At 64.4% G+C, this 261-nt stretch carries 1 protein-coding gene; it reads left to right on the top strand.

All coding sequences use genetic code 11. From position 1 onward, the window contains the following. On the top strand, positions 1–261 hold a 261-nt coding region (locus Q666_RS57995), incomplete at both ends, for a cadherin-like domain-containing protein (protein WP_035909612.1).

Genomic DNA, 261 nt, shown 5'->3' with positions numbered 1-261 from the left:
TACGCATGGCTTCACCTTCACCCCGGACCCGGATTACAACGGCCCGGTCACGCTCAGCTACCAGGTCACCGACGGCCACGGCGGGAGCGTTGCGCAGACCGCCTCCCTGACGCTGGGTGCGACCGATGATGCCGCCATCATCGCGGGCACTGATACGGGTGATCTCACCGAGGACAAGAATGTCGGACGATCGTCCGTGCATGAGCTCGGTGTAAGCGGCATCCTGACCGTCCACGATCCGGATGGCACGGCCTTCGACCA

This window comes from Labrenzia sp. C1B70, assembly GCF_000475395.1.
GTDB lineage: Bacteria > Pseudomonadota > Alphaproteobacteria > Rhizobiales > Stappiaceae > Roseibium > Roseibium algicola.
The sequence above is the reverse complement of the archived record's forward strand: the minus strand, read 5'-3'. Positions and strand labels throughout refer to the sequence as shown.